The organism is Flavobacterium pectinovorum (genome assembly GCF_022802975.1).
Lineage (GTDB): Bacteria > Bacteroidota > Bacteroidia > Flavobacteriales > Flavobacteriaceae > Flavobacterium > Flavobacterium pectinovorum_B.
Genome location: NZ_JAFEVZ010000007.1, coordinates 197,627 through 213,533, shown reverse-complemented (window position 1 = coordinate 213,533; position 15,907 = coordinate 197,627). Strand labels below are relative to the sequence as shown.

The following is a 15,907-nucleotide window of genomic DNA, read 5'->3' as shown; positions in this document are numbered from 1 at the left end:
TTTTATTTTTTGGTAAAACTAATTAATAACTTACTTTTGCACAAGTACTTACGTTTTAGTTGGGTACTTACTTAATGGTTAGAAATATTGAAAATCAATGGAAAAAAAAATAAAAATAATTAATGCCTGCGATACAAACTGTCCTGTAAAAAAATCGTTGAACATTTTGAGCGGTAAATGGACCATGATGATTTTGTATCAGATTAATACCCGAACCATAAGATACGGAGAACTTAAAAGGGCAGTAGTGGGTATTAGTGAAAAAATGCTCATTCAGGAATTGAATTCTTTAGTTGAGCATAATTTGGTCAGCAAAAAAGCATATCCGGAAATTCCGCCAAGAGTCGAATATAAATTGACAGAACTAGGTTTGAAAACCTTACCAATTATAGATCAGATAGCAGCTTTTGGACTGGAAAATTTGGTTTAGTTTTTACCGATTTTTTTAGTCAGGTCAGTTTTTATTGTTCTATAATTTAGGATATAAGTTTAAAGCTTTTGTTAATCCAATAAATTCTTTAAGTCTGTTTTTTGATAATCATAAATTCCTTCTTTTAGCTGATTAATGCCGCCAACAAGTATCTTGAAATCATTAATCCCAAATTCATTTAAATGCTTTGCAAACTCATATACATCTTCTTTCATCATCATATCGTAAATGACAATTTTTTTGCCGTTGTAGGCAGCCATTTTTTCTTTACTAAGTATCTGTAATGGTATGCTGACAGCATTTTTTAACTTTCCAACATTTTTCCACCCTTCTTTAGAAGTGCTGTTATATTCAGCTTGTGTTCTAACATCTATTATGATGGTATTTTTCTTTTTGGAAAGATTTATTAATTCTTCAGGCAGAATCATCTGATACTTTGTTTTCAAAAAAGGCCGATCGTTGGTTGGAATAGTTCGGATTAAATTATCAATCCCAAAAAGCAGCACACTCGTTTTATATCCTTTTTCAATGAGATAGTTACCGGCAATAGGACTTAACGTACATTCATTATCCAATAGTAGAATAGTTTTGTTTTTGTCCAGCAGCTTTAGATTATCTTTTATTTTGTTATAAGGTATATGAAGGGCAGATCTGATATTTCCAAATGAATTTGCTTTTTCAATATTCGCCTTTCCATAATACAAACTATCGGGTCTTACATCCACGATCTGGCAGTTTTTATCTTTTAGAGCTTTCGTAAAATCAGACGGGGATGCTAATTTGTATTTTAGGCTGTTGGTATAATACTTATTTTTATAAGGCATTTCTCTTTCAGAAAGGGTATTGAAGTATGATAATCCGCCGTTGATATTTACTACATGTAAAAAGGAACTATCACGGAGTTGTTTGGCTAAATACCTTGATCTTTTGCTGTGACTGCAATAAAGGTAAATCGTGTCATTTTTATGCTTTAAATATTCAGGGTAGTATTTTGCAAAATCAGCAAAATCAGTTTCTATTGCTCCTTTTATTTTTCCTTGATTGTAGGGAGCAGCTTTAATACTGTCGTTTCTTTCGGCTTCAGAGCGTATGTCGTAATAAAAAAGTTTAGGGTTGTGATCCAGCTTTTTAAAGAAGTCATTCCATGAAATAGTCTGATAACGTACATTGTCCGACTTGAAATCCTGGGAATAAAAACAAAAACTTAAAAGAGACAAAATAGTTGTAAGCAGGTATTTATTCATTTTTATTATTTAAATGAGATTATGTTCTGATGTTAAATTGAGACAGGGATCTTTTTATTAAAAAGCAGAAGCTAAAAGTCCTTAATTAATGAAAACAAAGTTGATGGAATTACAGCGAATGGCCAAAAAAGAAAGAAGCAGAAAATATAGAGAAACATTCCAGTTAACTTTGATAAAGGAGCTTTTTGTATAGGTATTTACACTAATTGTTTTGTGCTCTAATGTTTGGCTTTAGTTTTTTAGTACAAGCAATACGCTGCCTTTACATAGCATGTTTTTGAAGTCCATTCTATGCAATTTTCGGTGCAGCATCAAAGTACAATTAAAGATGCCAAAAGTGTAATTTTTAAAGACAGAGCCGTACATACTTTTGCAGCGGCGCACAAATAGCTTAGCCGGCATAAGATATTGCGCCTACAATGAATTATTATATAAATTTAAAATTTCACATGAAAATAATGCAAACTGCGCTGGCAGCCCTTTCACTTTTCTTTTGTACACTAAATAGCAATGCACAAAATGGTAATTTCAAAATTCCAAATGATCGTAAGATTAATATAGGAGTTTTAGTGTATGATGGAGTAGAGATAGTAGATACGGGAGGTCCAATAGATGTTTTTGTAAAGGCCAATAATATGACTGGGAAATACAAAATATACACTGTATCAGCTACAGAAAAAAAGAAAATAATTATGGATGGCGGAACAGTAAACCTGGTATCTCAATTTACGATTTATGATGCTCCTCAATCAGATATCCTTATCATTCCCGGTACATCTCCGGAGATTGTCAGAACTATATCCAAAGACAAAAATATGATGGACTGGATTGTAAAGCAAAATGAAAAGACCCAAATTACAATGTCAGTTTGTACCGGAGGTCTTATACTAGCCAATACGGGTCTGCTGGATGGACGTGCGGCAACTACGCACCATTGGTCCTTAGATGAGCTGAGATCACATCCAAAAATAAAAGTAAAGCAAGAGGCAAGATTTGTAGCAGATGGTAAGTTTTTGACAGGGGCAGGAGTTACTTCTGGAATAGATACGGCACTTGAGGCTGTAGAATTGATACACGGTAAAGATTTTGCAGATGAAATTGCTCAAGGTATGGTATACGACCGCTACAATGATATGGACTTTTTATTAAAAAAATAAAACTCAATTAACTACTGATGAATTCAATTTGTCAGTAGTTATTCTATTTTATCATCAGAATGTTTTCTATGAAACTCCTTTGGAGTTTTACCGGTATGTTTCTTGAAAAACCGGTTGAAATAACTGTCAGTCTCAAATCCCAGCTGCCAAGAAATTTCCTTGACTGAGGCCTCAGACCAGTATAGAAGTCTTTTTGCTTCCAGTAACAAATGGTCATCTATAAGCTGTTTGGGAGTTTTAAAAGTTGAGGATTTAACTAATCTTGTCAATACACGTGTACTTACATTGAGTGTATCGGCATAGAATTTTACCTGATGCTGTTTCATGAAATTTTCTTTTAAAAGCAATTTAAAAATGTCATAACATCCATTTTTATTCTGCTCAAAAACGGGATATGTTTCTGAAAGATTATTGCATTGGACTATAATCACATACAATAAGGATTTAATTAATTCATAATCCTTGTTTACCCTTGAACATTCTCTTGACATAATCATGATGATTTCATCGAGTTGATTAAGTTCATCGGAAGAAATATTGATAAAGGGCCTTGAAAATATTTTACTTACTTTTTGTAAAAAATTAGGCTGTTGATCTGAAATGAAATTTGTAGAGAATGCTATCGAAACTATTTTGCAGCCACTCATGTCCGGATGCGTGTGAACCTGGTCTATGTCCAGCATTAAAATTGCTGGAGATGAAACTAGTTCATGCTTGAAATCAGAAAGATGGGCAACCTTGCCCTCGTATAAAAAACTCAGGATATAATAGTTGTGGCTGTGCGCATTTAGATCAAAATGCATAAATTGATGCAGATCCTCTTTTTCAAGGAATACAAAATCATTTTTTAAGTTGATGTTATATCTAGGTAAGATATTATCCATTATTTTAAGTTTTCAATTCAGCTACTAAGAATTTGCTATTTTCTGCATAAAAATTCATTTGTAGATACACAATTTTTTTCTTACTGCATTTTTTTTTCATGAAATTGATAGTTTGCCGATTTTCAAATTTAGCATTTCTTCGCCAATTTCACAAAATCACTTTTATAATCGATATTCTGTAGAATATTTTTTTAATTCTCTATCTGATTACCTGTTAAATAATTTGAACTAGAGTCAATAATACAAGCTGAAAACTTAAAATTTTAATATAAGCGGTTTGTTTTGGTTAAAGCATGCCTAATTCATTCAGGTAGATTTTTTATTTTCTACAATTTAGTTTTCTTTAAGATGGAAGCAAAAACACTCTGCACCTTCGGTCGGAAACTTTGTACAGAAAGCAAGTAAGCAGACAGAATCCTCTAGGATCAATAGTAGAAGAAGGAAAATATAAAATTTCGCAAACTGTTAGTTGATTCTACGAAACCCACAGTTAGAATGGAAAGCCTTTAAAATATAGAATTATGCACGAAGTTTAATACCAATTTCCAAAAGACAGACGAAATGACTATTTTGGATTTAGAATTGCTAAAAAAATAAAAAGAAAAGCAGTTCATTGAAAGTTATAATAGAAAGCTGTGCTAATATTTCCTGACTTACCACTCACAATCTAAACTTAATTATCATAGAATAATAATAAAAAAAAAGCTTCAGATTTCTCTGAAACTTTACTTATAACGGCAAGCATTCAAATATCTAACTACTTTATTAAAGATTTTTATATGATTACTATATTAGCATGTTGATCTTTACTGATGTGAAAAGCTAAGTAAAACTAAAAAATTAACAGAGAGCGGATATGCTACAGAATGAATTGCAGAATTTCTACCTCTTGCAGAAAGAGGGCATAAATAAAATTATAAATGACTAACTTTACATTTTAGAATTATTATTTAGCAATGGAAAAAAATAGCTGTAATTCGAGGACTTGGAACGCTTTCTGGAGGAGATTTGTTTTTTAAACTTCTTAAAAATAAAGAAGTTCTCAGAAATCAGTTAGATTACTTTTTATATTTGAACAGCAGCCTTACAATCAAATTAATATGCCGCTGAATGACGAGGCAGATATCAAATCTAGAAAATATTATACTTATAATGTCTGTAAAAATTTTGAAAAAACAGATGTTACAAAAATTCTTCTTCCATGTTTTGCAAGTCATTCTTTCATTGAAGAATTACAAAAAGAAATTGAAATTCCAATTGTCAATATTTTTAATGCTTTAGAGAATCATATTACGACAAAATTATAAAAAGATACAAAAATTGGGGTACTTACTTCTAATTTTGTAAAAAATCTTCCTATAGATAAAAAATATTTATCTGGATTTCATTTGGTCTTTCCAGATAAACAAGATTTAATAATGGAAGCGATTTATGGAGAAATAGGTATTAAAAATGGATATTTAGATGGTGTTTCGCTTGAGCAGATTACTACCGTCTGTTTGAATCTTTTAGATCAAGGATGTGAAGTTATTCTTCGGATGATTACTGAAATTTCACTTGTTTCAGAATAACTTTGGAAAAGAGGAATACCTGTTATTGATGTAAATCAAATTTATGCAGATTATGCTCTTGGAACTACAAAAAGAAATCTTAAAAAGATTTTTAAATTAGGAATTATGGGAGGTGTAGGACCTGCTGCAACTGTTGATTTCATGAATAAGATCATTGAAAGTACTCCAGCAGAAAAAGATCAGGATCACATAAAAAATGATTGTGGAGCAAAATCCGCAGATTCCAGACCGTACTGCAAATTTGGTTCGTAAAGAGACTGATCCAACCATTGCAATGTATTCAATATGTAAAAGACTAGAAGCTGAGGGAGCAGATGCTATTGCAATTCCTTGCAATACAGCGCATGCATTTGTTGAAAGTATTCAAGAACATTTAAAGATTCCAATTATAAATATGCTCAAAATAACTGCTGAGTTTATTTTAGACAAATTTGGTAGTAAAGCAAAAGTCGGTCTGCTGGCAACATCTGGAACAATTCAAAGCCATGTTTATCATGAAATATTTAAAGAGTTTAATTTCAAAGTAGTTGTACCAGATGAAATGCATCAACAATTTGTAATGGAAAGTATTTATGGAGATCATGGAGTAAAAGCAGGCTTCCAAAAAGGGGTTTGTAAAGATAATATAATGAAAGCGGCTGATTATCTTATTGATAATAATGTAGATATTGTAATTCTGGGGTGTACCGAACTCCCCTTGATGTTCAAAAATGAAACAGAAATAATTAGAGGCAACAAGCGTATTCCATTGGTAGATCCGACATTAATATTGGCAAAAAAAATCGTCAACATTGCATTTTAATCTTGGATTTCCAAAAAAGCCTGTTAATAAAGATCAACAAAAATACCTTAGAGCACGATAGGAAATTAGTGGACAATAGTATATTAAACTGATCGATGTCCATAATATTTTTAATGATCTGTTTAAAGATCGGATAGAAAAAACGCATAAAGGCGTTTCAGATCCTGAGGCTGAAAAAGAGTATCCTGATTCTGAAAAAAAAGTATTGGATCATTATGTTTTTCTCTCAAAAATGATCTTTTACGCAATCCGTACTTCAAATTAAAAAGCAGTGAAGGAATAATTTTGAATGTATCTACAACGTATAAAGAATAGCAAAAAATAAATTCGAAGTCTGAAAATTTTGATAGCTACGAAGAGCATATTTTTACTGATTTTTACGTCATTAAAAAGTCAGATGGATTTTTTGATGAACCTATTTTTTTTATGGATAAATAAATTCTGCAAAAAAGATTTTAGGGGAGTCTAACTGGAAAATATAACTGTTTAAATGATTTTCCAAAGGCTTCCATTACTAATAAAAATTATGGAAGCTGTTTAAATTATTTTACTACTGAGTATTATGATATTTATAATTCAAAAAATAATTTTCAATTTCTGTGACCTATTTAAAGGTAATAATCACCTCAGAATAAGACAATTTTACTGTGATTGAAAAATATTTATGATTTTTTTTTACTGATATTTAATATTTCTAACCATTTGGTAAGTACCTAACTAAAAGGTGTGTATAGGTATGGTTGACGTTTTTTTCAATAACTTCGTGCAAATAATATTTAAAAATAAAAGAACATGTCACAAGAAGAAAAAAACAAACAGATTGCTATTACAGCTTATCAAAAAATTTTCGGTGATTTAGATACTACTGGAGTAGATGAATATGTGAGTAAGAATTTCGTGCAGCACAATCCGACTATATCTGATGGCCAAGAAGGAGTTAAAAGTCTTGTTGAGATGCTTATATCTCAAGGAGTGCCAAAACAAAAAATAGATTTCAAACACATTGTTGTAGATGACGATATTGTAATTCTTCATTCTCGCTATGAGATGTCTGGAAAAGAATGGAGATTTATAGATATCTATCGTATTGAAAATGGAAAATTAGCGGAACATTGGGATGCTATGATGCAGATGCCCGATAATCGCGCTAATAGTAATCCACTGTTTTAAATAAAAATAGGTTATAGATTACATAATTAGATTTTAAAAAAAATACTAGTTTTATTTCGTGCTCTTTCAAAATAATGCTTTCTAAGAGCATTATGAATTATTAGAAGAAATATAGAATTTAATTAATGGTTAATCAGGGTATTTGCTTTGGGGATAGCTTTTTAATGGGTAATACTACTATTACTCCAATTTATTATTTAATTGTAATAATATACAGTGCTCTTTTTGGAAAAATTATATATTCAGTTTACTTAAAAAAAGATTCTTTACGGCGATCATTTTGTTGATTTTTTGAGGTGGAAAAGATATAGGGGACACATTTTATACTTATTTCTGGATTAGCTTGAATCTGCTCTCGCAATTTAAATCCATTTTTTGAGAGTAAAGATAATTCAGTATTTCACAGCAGAAAGAGTAAAAAGTATTTTAAAAGAAGAGTTTGGATTAACTGAGATCCCTGATGATTTTGAGAATTTAAAAAAGTATGTCCAGCAATCCATATTATTTTGCAATCAAAATCAGAGTGAATTTATAAATAAATATTTTAACTCCAAATCAAGAAAATTTATAAAATCAAACTAAACCTAAAAAAAAAAGTAGAAAAAAGTAAATCGGAACAAAAGTAATTCTGTTCCGATTGAACTAATTTTATATTACTAATCAGGTCAATCTTTTTCAGGACAAATCAGTTCGAAAAATATGTGCCGTTTTTCTATAGCATGTTTCATCTATTAATTTTACAGTTATTTTTAATTCGAATAGCTTAAGAAAAAAAAGTTTACGATGAACAGATGTAGTTTTTAAAAAAAATTAAATTTTTATTTTAATCCCGGCATTTACAACAAATCCATCCAGCGGCGCATAAATATCTTTAAAAACTGGATTTGAAATAGTTCCTGTGTATACGCTTACAAATTTGGTTTGTCTGGTATCCGTAAAATTCTCAAAGTTGGCGTAGACTGAAAAATTATCCCAAAGTTTTTCCACCATGAAACCAAAAATCCAGTAATCTCTTCCAGTTGTACCATCGCTTAATTTTTGTGGGCTGTAATAATATGCTTCTAATCCAGCTTTCCATTTTTCTTCAACTTCATACATCAAAACATTGTTTAATCTGTGTTTAGCTGTTAAAGGATTTTGAGATTTTATTCCGTTAGTATCTATGGAAGCATCTGTATAGGTATAACCTAGAAATAACTTAAAGTCTTTATAGCCTAATTTTAAATTTGTTTCAGTTCCTTTTGTGTCCAGATAACCATTGACATTTACAAATTGGTAAACCTTATCAGGAAGTGAATTTAACCATACGGTAAAAATTAAAGATCTAAAATAATGGGGACTGAGTTAAATTAAAATTGGTAAACTTCAGATTGCTGAAATCTGGCTCCGTTCATGAGATTCGGTGGTGATTATTATGTTTTAAATTTCAGTCCGGCATAGAATATCTGCCTATTTAGGGCGGATAACGCTATTCCAAATATTTATATTCCCTTATTCCCCTTTTGCAATTAAGTAACGGCAATAAGAAAAGTATCGTCCTAATAGTCACAAATAATTTTCTAAGTATAATGATGCTGATCATATCTAACTTCTTATTTTAGGGTTGCTATATATTGATTGAGTAACTTCAGGCCTTCTTTATCAACTACCGTGGTACCTAATTTTGGCATATCATGAATTTTCATTCTATGCTCTATGTTCCATTTGTTTAAATAAATTCCACTTTCTTCAAATTCAGTTTCATATCGGAGATTAAGACTGTAGGCTCTGGCAAAACCCGATGGATTATGGCAATGGGCACAATTCATTTCAAAATAGGCCCTGGCTCGTTTTTCTAAAGGCTGATTAGAATCTTTATAGGATGGAAGTACACTTATGGATGCATGTTCTTTTATTTCGAGTAATCCCTTGTCTTTCAGATGTTGTAATTGCGAAATCTTATTTCCGTTAACCATAATATTAATATTAAGGTTCCTTAATTTTGGGCCTATAGGGGTCAGCTCCTTAAAATTACCGTGGCAGTCAACACACTCTTTGCCGGTGGGTACCTTATAATTTATTTGTCTTTCCTGGCCTTGTGGATCCACAATATCTACAGCTACTGATGCACCTTCAAATGAGAGTAAGGCGTCGGTCTGCTGCTCATTCCAGATATAGGTAGCGACATTCCATTTATTTTCATTTTTTATTAAAACGCGGGTTTCAATAATCTTTTTTTTGCCACCTGTCTGGGCAGCAGTGTAATAAAAAGTTTTGGCCAGTATGGTCTTTTCAGGAAACTCAGGCAGGTTGTCGTTTTTAGCTTTCATTTTTGTGCCGTCAGGTAGTTTTACCAGCCTCTGTTTTTCGCTATAGTCGGTAAATAGAGTAGAGGAGAGTTCAAGCACCTGAACGTTATCTGCAGGGGTTAAGTCTGCTATAAAACCCTTAAATAATTTGAGTTCATTCAGGGATTTAGGGAAATCCATATTGTTCTGGGGTAAATTTACCGTTGTTGCGTTAGAACACGAGAACAATAATACAGTTAACCCTACTAATTGAAAGAAGCATAGAGCTTTAACGAAATAAAATTTACTTCTGCCATGGAAATTAATACTTGGATAATTCATATTTTTCAGTAAAGGACATAGTGTTGTTTTAACTATGAATTTTGAATTGGTGAGAGGATCAAACATGCTTTAATGTTTCAAAGTGGAATGCTTTTTATTTATACAGCACTGCGTAACGCATGGTGATGGTTTAAACTATAAGGAATTAATTTACGGTGTGGGTACTACTCTCAAATATTTGCAATAAATGAAAATGAAAAAATCATCTTAGCTTTAGTATTGTAACTATTTTATATTTGAACATTCAAGATCGATAATGTTCGAAAGGCAGGGCGCAATGTCTTATCCTTCGAGTATTTCACAACCAAAACCAAGATCAGTTAACTTGTTTTTAATGGCGTCAATTTGATAGGATTCTACGGGTTCGGCCCTGAGTATCTTATCGCAGTCCTCCAGATCAAAAATAAATGAGGTCTCTGGAAACGTCCTTTGCAATAAAGTCACTAGTTTGGTTGATTGTTCCCGGGAGTGTACCGTTGTTTTAAATACTTCAATCATTACCCGCAGTGTTAGTAGTTAAATATTGCTCTAAATCGGATAAGGCCCCGCCGTTGTAAGAGTGCTTAAATCCCTTTTCCCTGAGAATTGTAACAGCTTTAACGCTTCGTAATCCATGGGAGCAGCACGTTATTATTTTGCTGTTTTTTTCAAATGGGAGACTGTCACTTCGCAGTTGGCTCAGTGGAATATTTACAGAATTTTTTATATGTCCCATTTTGTATTCTGCGGCTGTTCTGACATCCAGAATTACTGCGCCATTTTTTACCATCGTATCAAGACCTTGGTCAATATTTAAAATTCGATACGTGCGAAATGTGATGTAGACTAGAATGAACAATCCCGCAATTAGAAGTAAGGCTTTTAATTTCATGGGTAAAGGATTAAATTTTACTTAAAATTTTGCTGTCCACATAAAAAGTTCCAAAAGGAATTATGCAGGCCAGTAAAACTTTCCATGTCGTATTCTTGAAACTCCACCTTTGTTCAACACCTACGCTGAGGGCATTGAAGATGAACAGTAGGAATAAAGCACCATGGATCGGCCCCATTATTTTGGTGCCTGCAGGCTGCGCAAGAATGTATTTAAGCGGTACCGCTATGAAAACCAGTATTAGAAGTGAAATTCCCTCAAGAAATCCCAAAATTCTTAAACGTCCAATGTTCGTTTTGATTAAATGTGTCATAATATAATAGAATTGAATTATCGAAAAAATGGTCTGTGAGCAAGGGGGGAGAATGGCCACGGAATAGCAATTATAATAATCAGAAGAGCTGCGGAAAAGTACAACAGCATGGTTTTAAACTTTTGGTGGTCCTCGGTTCTGCGCTTGGCAACTGCTGAGCCGATGGTCAGAACAATTATTGCCGTAAGCATTAAAGCGATATGGATAAGGCCAAAAAATAAAAATTCAAGGTCATTAAAAGTCTCGCCTGTATTTTTCCAGAAATATTTAACTAGTGGACTCTGGGTATAAAGAATGATGCCCAGCATAAGCTGAAGGTGGGCAATTGTAGCTGTCCAGTGCCTTATCAAATTATCTGTTCGGGTGAACGATGCTTTATTAAAGTAGCCCCTGTAAGCCGTAAAAATAGAATACAGCAGTGATAGTAGGACAAACCAGCGTATAGTGGAATGTAGGAATGTGAGTGTTTGATACATTATTAAAAATTTAATAATGCAAAAGTATACAAAAACATACTAACTGGTATGTTTTTATTGATTATTTTTTCAGTAAACTTTCCAGATAGAATTTAAGTCCCTGTAAATAAGCTTTATAGGATTTGTCGTCATTTGCGATTTTACCGAAAATCCTTATGCCCCAATAGCCTGATAAAACAAAAACTGCAATATCTTCACTGTGAATATCATCTTTAACTATACCATTTCTTTGCCCCCTTTCAATAGCAATTTTCATGGCGTCTTTAAATTCTTGGGAAAGTTTTGAAAGAGCCTGTTTGAAGTCATCACTCAAAGGCGACATTTCCTGGGTCAGATTTCCGGCAGGGCAGCCGTCCTTCATTGTCAGGAAGGGATTTTCCAGAAGCAGGTAACGGATCATATTGTATATGTCATCCACCGGATCTGTAGAGTCCAGAAGAGGCTTTACAAGATCATTATGCATCAGTGGATACATGATTTCATTGATAACTGCAAGGCCCATCTCATCTTTATTTTTGAAATGATAAAAAAAGGCACCTTTTGTAACGTTGGTCATTGCTATAATCGTATCAATACTGGTTGCCTGATAACCATGGGTATATATAAGTTCGAAGGATTTCTGAAGAATGGACAGACGCGTGGTCAATGATTTTTTCATAAAGATACTAATTAGTATTTTTCTGCAAAGTAAAAGATAATCTTACTAATTTGCAAATCTAAATAATTGGATACTGAAACAGATGGATTGTTTTAAGGTTGTGAACTTCAAAATAGTATTGCATTGAATAAACTTGAGTAATATAAAAGGCAGGGAATTAAAATGATTAATATGTCCTATAACAACCAATAAAAATCCTAACTCGGAATATAATCCTGGTCTTAATTTTGGCAAAAAAAATATGGAAACTCACATTGTCCCTGAAGTTGGAATGCCGCAGGTAATCGGCGCAGTTATTATTGCCTTTACATACATAGGAATATTTTCATTGGTCAAAAAGGAGAATCGGACGCGTATGGGCGCTATCATAGTGGCAGGTGGGGGCGCTGCATATCTAAGCAGTGGATTAGGAGAATGGGAATTTGCATTTTGCACACTGGTCTCTGTTGTGGCCTATAAGGGGCTGACCAGAAACTATATGATAGGAATTGAAGAACCTGCCCGCAATCGATCAACTATTGGAATATGAATTAAGTCTCAATTTGCTCATTCTAAAACATTCTTGTTCTATGATCTGTATGTATGATATTAATAGTTTTAGCCATAGTACAATTACAGAAATATCACTTACACATCCTTACATGATCAAGGATGGAACGATCGTCAAAAATCCTCGGAGCAGGGGCGAATGGAATTTTAATTTACTTACAAAATGAAGGTAATTCTAATGCAGCTATTAGTTTAAACTCTTGGGAAACATCCATGTTTAAAGGTTTAGAAAATGATGATTGGTTTTGCAACATAGGATTCCGACAGATTGGATGATTTATTTTATTGCTATCATTAAATATTAGGTTATAGTTATTTTACTGCCTTTTCTATTCAAAACATTCCGCCAAAATCTTCAAATCTTCAAGTAAAAGGTTCATATTCGCTCCTTCTGGGATCACTAGGATTGATTTTTTAAATTGGTCTAAACGTTGAAAACCCGCATCATTACTACGATGCGGTTTTTTTTATTCCCTTTCATGTTTTCAAAAATGCTCAAAAATTGGGATCAATGCAAAAACCTGTGGATTGATAAAATTTAGGCATAAATAATTTTGTAATTATTTAATTCAAAAATTGTTCTCGATATTCCGTTGGAGTCATTCCCACTTCTTTTTTGAATAATCTTGAAAAATAGGGCGGATTCTCGAAGCCTAATTGATAAGCTGTTTCAGCTACTGTAAGATCATTGCCAGCCAATAGATTTTTAGCCTCTGTAACCAAAGAAATATGAATGTGTTCTAAAGCTGTTTTGCCTGTTTCCTGTTTGAGTAAATCACTGAGGTATCTTGCAGACAACGATAATTTTGATGCCATATGTTTTACGGTTGGCAGTCCTTCTTTTTGAATTTTCCCGCTTTCGAAATATAATTGCAAAGCCTCAGTAAATTTTGTGATTACTGTTCCTGATAAAGAAGTTCGATTTAAAAACTGTCTTTTATAATACCGCTGTGAATATTTTAAAATAGAATCAATATGAGTCAGTATAATATCTTTACTGAAGTCATCCTGATTGTTGTAATATTCGCTTTTTATCTTATGGAATAAGTCCCAGATGGTTTCTTCCTCTTTTGGAGATAGATGTAAAGCTTCATTTACCTCATAATCAAAAAAGCCGTATTTTTTTATTTCCGAATAAAGATTGGTATTCATTAAAAAATCCTCATCGATATAAATCATAAATCCTTTTTCGGTTAGTTCAATATCGCTCATTGTAATTTTCTGGCCGGGCTTTACAAAAGCCATCGAGCCATTGTCGTGATCGTACTTTGTCTTTCCGTATAAAATGGTGCCAGATTTTACTTTTTTTAAAGCTATTTTATAAAAATCCATCGTGAATTCAGTTTCTTCAAATTTGCATCCTTTCAGATCTTCAAAAGTTACCAGACCAAGCAGGGGATTTTCCGGAGGCGGAAACCCGTTTGAGGTGTAAAGCTCGCTTATCGTTTTATAATTTTTCATATTAAACAGTTTTATACCTTATAAAATTACATTTAAAAAGTTCATGACGAGCAACGCTTTAAATTTCTTCAAGATAAGTTACTTCGGGCACGGCAGCTAGTTTATCACTTAAAAAAGCAAAAAAAGTTTTCACATAATCCTGTTCGAGATGCCAGTCATACGTTTCTTTTGAGGTGTAAACAGCAAAAATCACGATGGTACTGGGTTCTTCCTTTTTTCGCATGAGTACAAAATTCTCACATCCTTCCTCCAATAGAATATGGTTTCTGGTTTGAATCGCAAGCGGAAGCACTTCATTAATAAAGTCCGGATTAATTTGAAGAGCAGCGTTGGTTATAATTTTATTTTTCATGTGTTTTATTTTAATGTAAATTGGAATGCTGTTAAAAATCTAAAAACATTCCAATCTAAAGCTTAATTAACTCGAGTTGCTACTAATCTCCCGTAGTTTTTTGTGGAAAATTGAAGGAAACTCCAAATACAATGCGCCACGATTCTGCTACAAAACTTAGAATGGTCAAATATCTTTAAAAACCGCCTTAACGTTTTATGGAAAAATTGAAGGCAGCTCCAGAATGATGCAAAACTTGAAATTACCATATTCAATTGTAAAAAATTATCTTTACAACTTCTAATACATAATCAGTGGCTAAATCTTCGCGAGTTCAAAATTATAGTTTATGGGACATCCTTCACATTCTTGGTGAAGAAATCTCAACGGGAGCAGAATTCCATATACATTTCAATAAAGAACCGATAGTAGAGAGTCCATTCCCATATCCATTTCAGAGTACAAATACTGGAATATTGCTGATGATTTCCGGAAAGATGAAAGTGCAGGTTAATTTCGAAACTTTTATTGTATCCCCTAATGATATTTTGATCATCTCACCGCATTCTATAATTAATTTTTTAGAGGTTATTGAACCTGTGCAGAATATTGGTATTGTGTTCACTGAAGAGTTTGCATTGCGTAATATACTCAATTATCAGGATGTAAGGTTGCTTCGTTTTATAGAATTGCAAGATACACCTGTGCTATCCCTTTCAGAATCAAATTTTTTAATTGTTTTTGATTTGCTAAAAAAGATGCACAAATTCAATGTCGGTGAAGATGGGTTTACTTATTACAAAGACGAAAAGATATTTCATTATTTCAACTTAGTAGCACTAGAAATTATGGATATATACAGAGACCAAGTCAATAAAGTAGATTTGAGGACCAATCGAAAAAAAGAGATAATTAAGGATTTTCTTTCTTTGTTATCCATTCATGTCAGAGATAAAAGAAATGTCCAGTTTTATGCTGATAAACTTTTTATTACGCCAGGACATCTTTCAAAATTGCTCAAAGAAGTTTCAGGCAATACCTCAAGAGAGGTTATTGAGGAAGCAGTAGTTATGGAAGCACGAAATATGCTGGTAGACAGTTCGCTTTCACTTGCAGAAATTGCAGAAAAATTAAACTTCAGCGACCCATCTTTTTTTGGTAAATTTTTCAAAAAGAAGATGAAAATAACTCCAAAAGCATTTCGTGATAAGTATAAATAATAACCGTTAATCGGCACCATTCGTCTACTTTGCACATTTGAAACCACAAAATATATTTTTTAAAAATAACTGTTTTAGACCAAAATTGGCTGAAAACAGACCTTTTGTGCATTAAACATTATATAGAGATTTGTACCCATCAGTTGTACGGGCTGAATTGG

At 32.7% G+C, this 15,907-nt stretch carries 18 protein-coding genes and 1 pseudogene; 9 read left to right on the top strand and 10 right to left on the bottom strand.

The window, feature by feature from the left end; translation table 11 throughout:
• Nucleotides 1–97: 97 nt before the first annotated feature.
• Nucleotides 98–430: a winged helix-turn-helix transcriptional regulator gene (locus tag FLV_RS12270; RefSeq protein ID WP_243234136.1), complete on the top strand. Its 333-nt coding sequence runs from the start codon at nucleotides 98–100 to the stop codon at nucleotides 428–430.
• A 71-nt stretch (nucleotides 431–501) separates the two neighbouring features.
• Here the strand turns inward: FLV_RS12270 and FLV_RS12265 are convergent, their stop codons facing one another.
• Nucleotides 502–1,674, bottom strand: coding sequence for a rhodanese-like domain-containing protein (locus tag FLV_RS12265; RefSeq protein ID WP_243234135.1), 1,173 nt, complete (start codon nucleotides 1,672–1,674; stop codon nucleotides 502–504).
• 458 nt (nucleotides 1,675–2,132) lie between these two features.
• Here FLV_RS12265 and FLV_RS12260 point away from each other — a divergent pair, with 458 nt between their 5' ends.
• Complete coding sequence (locus tag FLV_RS12260; RefSeq protein ID WP_243234134.1) at nucleotides 2,133–2,831, top strand: DJ-1/PfpI family protein; 699 nt, start codon at nucleotides 2,133–2,135, stop codon at nucleotides 2,829–2,831.
• A gap of 38 nt (nucleotides 2,832–2,869) precedes the next feature.
• Here FLV_RS12260 and FLV_RS12255 read toward each other — a convergent pair whose 3' ends face one another.
• A complete protein-coding gene (locus FLV_RS12255) occupies nucleotides 2,870–3,715 on the bottom strand; it encodes an AraC family transcriptional regulator (RefSeq protein WP_243234133.1) in 846 nt (281 codons plus the stop codon).
• A gap of 1,100 nt (nucleotides 3,716–4,815) precedes the next feature.
• On the opposite strand from FLV_RS12255, the gene FLV_RS12250 reads away from it, so the two are divergent.
• The 4 genes from FLV_RS12250 to FLV_RS12235 all read left to right on the top strand — a co-directional run bounded on the left by FLV_RS12250 (nucleotide 4,816) and on the right by FLV_RS12235 (nucleotide 7,258).
• A complete protein-coding gene (locus FLV_RS12250; RefSeq protein WP_243234132.1) occupies nucleotides 4,816–5,022 on the top strand; it encodes an aspartate/glutamate racemase family protein in 207 nt (68 codons plus the stop codon).
• 111 nt (nucleotides 5,023–5,133) lie between these two features.
• Nucleotides 5,134–5,286, top strand: coding sequence for a hypothetical protein (locus tag FLV_RS12245; protein ID WP_243234131.1), 153 nt, complete (start codon nucleotides 5,134–5,136; stop codon nucleotides 5,284–5,286).
• 196 nt (nucleotides 5,287–5,482) lie between these two features.
• The gene (locus tag FLV_RS12240; protein ID WP_243234130.1) at nucleotides 5,483–6,088 is read left to right on the top strand and encodes an aspartate/glutamate racemase family protein; all 606 of its coding nucleotides are present in this window, start codon (nucleotides 5,483–5,485) and stop codon (nucleotides 6,086–6,088) included.
• A gap of 792 nt (nucleotides 6,089–6,880) precedes the next feature.
• On the top strand, nucleotides 6,881–7,258 hold the full coding sequence (locus FLV_RS12235) for an ester cyclase (RefSeq protein ID WP_243234129.1): 378 nt from the start codon (nucleotides 6,881–6,883) through the stop codon (nucleotides 7,256–7,258).
• An 810-nt stretch (nucleotides 7,259–8,068) separates the two neighbouring features.
• Here the strand turns inward: FLV_RS12235 and FLV_RS12230 are convergent.
• The 6 genes and pseudogenes from FLV_RS12230 to FLV_RS12205 form a co-directional block, all read right to left on the bottom strand.
• A pseudogene (locus FLV_RS12230) lies at nucleotides 8,069–8,539 on the bottom strand (TonB-dependent receptor domain-containing protein); the annotation flags it as partial.
• A 311-nt stretch (nucleotides 8,540–8,850) separates the two neighbouring features.
• Nucleotides 8,851–9,726, bottom strand: a complete 876-nt coding sequence (locus FLV_RS12225) for a hypothetical protein (RefSeq protein WP_243234128.1) — start codon at nucleotides 9,724–9,726, stop codon at nucleotides 8,851–8,853.
• A gap of 631 nt (nucleotides 9,727–10,357) precedes the next feature.
• Nucleotides 10,358–10,738 (bottom strand): rhodanese-like domain-containing protein, encoded by a 381-nt coding sequence (locus FLV_RS12220; RefSeq protein ID WP_243234127.1) that lies wholly within the window; start codon nucleotides 10,736–10,738, stop codon nucleotides 10,358–10,360.
• 10 nt (nucleotides 10,739–10,748) lie between these two features.
• A complete protein-coding gene (locus FLV_RS12215) occupies nucleotides 10,749–11,051 on the bottom strand; it encodes a DUF3817 domain-containing protein (protein WP_243234126.1) in 303 nt (100 codons plus the stop codon).
• 17 nt (nucleotides 11,052–11,068) lie between these two features.
• Nucleotides 11,069–11,527 carry a hypothetical protein gene (locus FLV_RS12210; protein ID WP_243234125.1) on the bottom strand — a complete coding sequence of 153 codons (459 nt, stop codon included), beginning with the start codon at nucleotides 11,525–11,527 and terminating at the stop codon, nucleotides 11,069–11,071.
• Between the two features lie 61 nt (nucleotides 11,528–11,588).
• Complete coding sequence (locus tag FLV_RS12205; protein ID WP_243234124.1) at nucleotides 11,589–12,185, bottom strand: TetR/AcrR family transcriptional regulator; 597 nt, start codon at nucleotides 12,183–12,185, stop codon at nucleotides 11,589–11,591.
• A gap of 241 nt (nucleotides 12,186–12,426) precedes the next feature.
• Here FLV_RS12205 and FLV_RS12200 point away from each other — a divergent pair, with 241 nt between their 5' ends.
• Both FLV_RS12200 and FLV_RS12195 read left to right on the top strand, forming a co-directional pair.
• The gene (locus FLV_RS12200; RefSeq protein WP_317235670.1) at nucleotides 12,427–12,714 is read left to right on the top strand and encodes a DUF6010 family protein; all 288 of its coding nucleotides are present in this window, start codon (nucleotides 12,427–12,429) and stop codon (nucleotides 12,712–12,714) included.
• Nucleotides 12,674–12,901, top strand: a complete 228-nt coding sequence (locus tag FLV_RS12195; RefSeq protein ID WP_317235669.1) for an MEDS domain-containing protein — start codon at nucleotides 12,674–12,676, stop codon at nucleotides 12,899–12,901. Before FLV_RS12200 ends, FLV_RS12195 begins: the two co-directional genes overlap by 41 nt.
• A 397-nt stretch (nucleotides 12,902–13,298) precedes the next feature.
• On the opposite strand, the gene FLV_RS12190 is transcribed toward FLV_RS12195, so the two are convergent.
• Nucleotides 13,299–14,195: a helix-turn-helix domain-containing protein gene (locus FLV_RS12190; protein ID WP_243234123.1), complete on the bottom strand. Its 897-nt coding sequence runs from the start codon at nucleotides 14,193–14,195 to the stop codon at nucleotides 13,299–13,301.
• Nucleotides 14,196–14,253: 58 nt separating this feature from the next.
• Nucleotides 14,254–14,547 carry a putative quinol monooxygenase gene (locus FLV_RS12185; protein WP_243234122.1) on the bottom strand — a complete coding sequence of 98 codons (294 nt, stop codon included), beginning with the start codon at nucleotides 14,545–14,547 and terminating at the stop codon, nucleotides 14,254–14,256.
• A 293-nt stretch (nucleotides 14,548–14,840) separates the two neighbouring features.
• Between FLV_RS12185 and FLV_RS20005 the strand changes: the two genes are divergently transcribed.
• Entirely contained in the window at nucleotides 14,841–15,746 is a 906-nt protein-coding gene (locus FLV_RS20005; RefSeq protein WP_243234121.1) for an AraC family transcriptional regulator, read from the top strand.
• The last annotated feature ends 161 nt before the right edge of the window (nucleotides 15,747–15,907 follow it).